A 4,374-nucleotide genomic window follows, 5' to 3' on the forward strand; every position below is an offset into this window, starting at 1 on the left:
CGTTCGGCGGCGGCGGCGGTAGCGGTCCCTTCGGCGGTGGCGGCCACGGTGGCGGCGGCTTCGGCGGCGGCGGGGGCGGTGGCGGCGGCTTCGGCGGTGGCGGCGGGCACCACTAGACGTCTGCGCGACGTTACCGAGCGTTGCGAAACGGTTAACGCAGGCCGACTTGCGCTTAACACCGCGCGGCGGTGCGGGTACGGTCGAGACAGTGGGGAGGTCCGAAAACGCGAGCCACCCCAGAGCCACAACTTCATAACGCCCGGCTAATCCCGGATTTAAGAGCCCTGCGCGCTGCTGTGGCCATAAAGTCCGTGGTAATCAAGTAAGTAATTGCGTCGTCGGCCTCATTGTCTCCGCGACGCAGCAAACTACCAAGGGAGTTTTCTAGCGGTGGTGGGCATCGTGCTTGGCGTCTCGATGGCGCCGACGAAGGTCCGCATGGTGCTGGTGGAAGGTGAGAGCGCCGACGGGGCCACGGTGGACCAGGACAACTTCGAGGTTCGCGGCGGCGCCCACGAGTCTGGAGGGCCTTCCACGGCGCCCAACCAGGTGGTCTCCGCCATCCTGGGCACGCGCGAGGGTGCCAACGCGGGCGGATACCGGCTGCTGTCGAGCGGAGTGACCTGGACCGATCACGTCGAGGCCGCCCTGCTGCGTGACGCGCTGGCCGCCCACAAGGTCGAGAACGTCATGCTGGTCTCGGCGTTCATGGCGGCCGCCGCGCTGACGCAGGCCGTGGGCGACGCCACCAACTATGCGCGCACCGCGCTGCTCTTCGTCGAGCCGTACACCGCGACGTTGGCGGTGGTCGACACCGCGGACGGATCCGTCTGCGACGTGCACCGGAGGGTTCTCGCCGACGACGAAGACCAGGCGGTGGGCGAGCTCGTCGAGCTGGTCTCCGGCGCCGAAGCACTGGAAACGCGTCCGGAGGGTGTGGTCGTCGTCGGTTCCGGCGTCGACATCCCGCTGATCAAGCCGGCGCTGGAGGCCGCGACTTCCCTTCAGCTGTCGGTGCCCGACGAACCGGAGATGGCCCTCGCGCGCGGTGCAGCGCTGGCTTCGGCGAACGCACCGCTGTTCGCGTCGTCGACCGCGGCGCTGGCCTACGCGCTGGACCCCGGCACCGGCGAGGTCGACCCGTTCGCGCTGGCCGGCCAGTTTCCCGGGTTGCTGCCCGCATACCAGCCCGAGTACCGCAGCGTTCCGGAGCCTTCCGATGCCAAGACAGGCAAGCCCAACGTCGCCTACAGCGCGGTGCCGGACGACGCCGAGGCGCACACGGTCATCGGCCTGGACGAGAGCACACAGCGGCGCAAATCCATTCTGCTGGTGGGCAGCACGCTGGCGGTGATCTTCATCAGCGTCGTCGTGGCGCTTGAGATTGCGCTCGCGATCAGCATCCGTCCGACGGTGGCGCTGCGGCCCAGCCCCAACGAAAACATCATCGCCCCGACGCAGCAGCCCGCGCCCGCGCCGGTACCTCAGGCCGGCCCGAAAATCCAGGCGCCCGCGCCAGTGGCGGTTCCCCATCCCATCGGCCCGCCCGCCGCAGTCCCGGCTCCCGCGGCTCCGCCGGTCCCGGTTCCCCTGATTCCCCCGCCCGTGTTCATTCCCGTGCCTCGCGTGCCGGTAGTCGGGCCCCCCGCGCCCCGGCTGGGGGGTGGCCGCGGCCCCTTCGGCGGCGGGCCGGGGCCCCGCGGGCCCTTCGGCGGCGGCCGTGGCCCCTTCGGCGGTGGACCGTTCGGCGGCGGCCACGGTGGTTTCGGTGGCGGGCACGGCTTTGGTGGTTTCGGCGGGGGACACGGATTCGGCGGCTTCGGCGGTGGCCACGGGTTCGGTGGCTTCGGCCACAGGTAACGGATCGGCGACGCCAGGCGTGTCCCGCCCGGCGCGCTAGGGTGGCCAACTAGGGTTTGGTCGCGGCCGAAACTCTCGCTGTGATGGGGGGCAATCAGACTGTCAGCAAACCAGTTTGGAGAACGTGGGGGAGCGGTGGATATCGTCCTTGGGGTGTCTCTGGCACCCGAGACGGTCCGCATGGTGCTCGTCGAGGGAGAAGGCGCCGGCGGAGTCACCGTCGATCAGGCCGACTTTCCAATGCCGGGTGCCGCCGCGGTCGATCAGGTGATCGAGGCCATTCTGGGCACGCGGGAAAGCGCGGCCGAGAGCGGCTATCAGCTGAGGTCCAGCGGAGTGACGTGGACCGATCAATCCGACGCGGCCGCGCTGCGAAACGCGTTGGCGGCACGCAAGATCGAGAACGTCATGCTGGTCTCGGCGTTCATGGCCGCGGCGGCGCTGGCTCAGGCGGTCGGCAGCGCGACCAATTGCGCGCGCACCGCGCTGCTGTTCGTCGAGCCGACCACCGCGACCCTGGCCGTCGTCGACACGTCGGACGGGTCGATCGCCGATGTGCATCGGAAATCCCTGCCCAACCGCGACGATGCGGCGCTGGCGCAGCTGGCCGCGATGGTCGCGGGCGCCGAATCGATGCGTGCTCGCCCCGAGGGCGTCTTCCTCGTCGGTTCCGGTGTCGACATCCCGCAGATCAAGCCGGCGCTGGAGGCGGCGACGTCGCTGTCGGTGACCGCGCCCGAGGAACCCGAGATGGCCCTGGCGCGAGGTGCCGCACTGGCGTCGGCGAACGAGCAACTGGGAGCGCCGAGCACGGTCGAGATACCTTTCGTCCGGGATGCGGTGCGCGAGCTCGCCTACAGCGCCGAAGCCGACCCAGCGCCCGGCGAGTACCCGCAGTACGGCGAGCGGCGCAGCCGAAAGATGCTGGCGATCCTCGGCGCGACCGCGATCTTCGTCGTCGGCGCCGTGGCGCTGACGGTGGCGCTCGCGGTCGGCATTCGCCCACATGTGGACCAGCGACCCGATATCAGCAAGAACGTGGTCGGCCCGGCGACCCAGGCGGCACCGGCCCCGAAAGTCCCAGCGCCCGCACCGCCGGCGGCGCCGGCTCCCGCCCCGGCCGCCCCGAATCCGGGGCCCGACTCGAATCCCCTTCACCAATGGCTGCCGCCGCTGCCCAGGGACGATGACCACGACGATCATTGGGGGTGGCTGCGCCACCACCTGGGCCATGGAATCCTGGGTCCCTAGCCCGGTCGCCTACGGCGCGAAACCGAGTAAAATCTGGGGACTAAGGGAATACGGGGTGGGGACTGTCGGCGTGCCGCAGTTGTTGAAGGTTGTGGCGACCACATCCCCGGCCTCGCTGGCTAGCAAACGACAATGGAGGAGCTTTGGACACCGTACTTGGCGTGTCGATGGCGCCGACGGCAGTTCGTATGGTGCTGGTCGAAGGTGAGAATGGCGACGGCGCCACCGTCGAAGAGGACAATTTCGACGTGAGTGCCGACGACGACGCGGCAACCGTTACCGCGGCCGACCAGGTAGTCTCGGCGATCCTGGGAACCCGGGAGGGCGCGGCCGAGGGCGGCTACCAATTGGCGTCGACGGGCGTCACCTTCACGGACCCGACCGAGGCTGCCGCGCTGCGCGATGCGTTGGCCGCGCACAAGGTCGAGAACGTGATGTTGGTCTCGGCGTTTCTGGCCGCGGCCGCGCTGGCCCAAACGGTCGGCAATCAGACGAACTACGCGCGCACGGCGCTGTTGTACATCGAGCCCGACACCGCAACCCTGGCGGTCGTCGACAGCGCGGATGGCTCGGTCACCGAGGTTTACCGGCAGCCCCTGCCCGCCGACGACGAGGCGGCGGTGACGCAGCTGGCCTCGATGGTCTCCGGTGCCGAGGCGTTGGAGGCGCGCCCGGACGCGGTGTTCGTCGTCGGCTCCGGCATCGACATCCCGATGATCAAGCCCGCGCTGGAGGCGGCGACCACGCTTCCGCTGGCGGCGGCCGAGGAGCCGGACACGGCGCTGGCCCGGGGAGCGGCGCTGGCCTCGGCGAATGCGCCGCTGTTCGCGTCTTCCACCGCCGCGCTGGCCTACGCGCAGGACCCGGGTACCGGCGCCATCGAGCCGTTCGCGGTGGCCCCCGGCTACTTCGAAACGCCGGCGGGTACCGTGGCGAACGCGCTGGCCTACAGCGCCGTCGCCGACGACCTCGACGAGGCCTACACCGGCGGGCACGCGACCCAGCTCGTCGGCGCGGGTCATCGCGAGCGCGGGTCCTTCCGGCTAATCGGCAGCGCGCTGGCGGCGATCTTCGTCGTCGGAGTGACGGCCCTGGTGGTCTCGCTGGCGATCGCCATTCGGCCGACCGCAGGTGTGCAGCCCGCTCCCGGCCACAACGTCGTCGCCCCCACCCAGGCGGCGCCGGCGCCGGTGGCTCCCGCCCCGGCACCCGCGGCACCGGCGCCCGCCCCGGCAGCGGCTCCCGAGGCTCCCGCACAGGCGC

Annotated in this window: 3 protein-coding genes; all 3 read left to right on the forward strand. The window is 70.6% G+C overall.

The window, feature by feature from the left end; all coding sequences use genetic code 11:
• Window positions 1-390 precede the first annotated feature (390 nt).
• On the forward strand, window positions 391-1,860 hold the full coding sequence (locus JWP83_RS03650) for a hypothetical protein (protein WP_297725911.1): 1,470 nt from the start codon (window positions 391-393) through the stop codon (window positions 1,858-1,860).
• 135 nt (window positions 1,861-1,995) lie between these two features.
• Entirely contained in the window at window positions 1,996-3,111 is a 1,116-nt protein-coding gene (locus JWP83_RS03655) for a hypothetical protein (protein ID WP_297725914.1), read from the forward strand.
• A 188-nt stretch (window positions 3,112-3,299) separates the two neighbouring features.
• Window positions 3,300-4,374, forward strand: a 1,075-nt coding sequence (locus tag JWP83_RS03660) for a hypothetical protein (protein ID WP_297725918.1), incomplete at its 3' end; no start/stop codon positions are given.

Source organism: Mycobacterium sp., assembly GCF_025965855.1.
Classification (GTDB): domain Bacteria; phylum Actinomycetota; class Actinomycetes; order Mycobacteriales; family Mycobacteriaceae; genus Mycobacterium.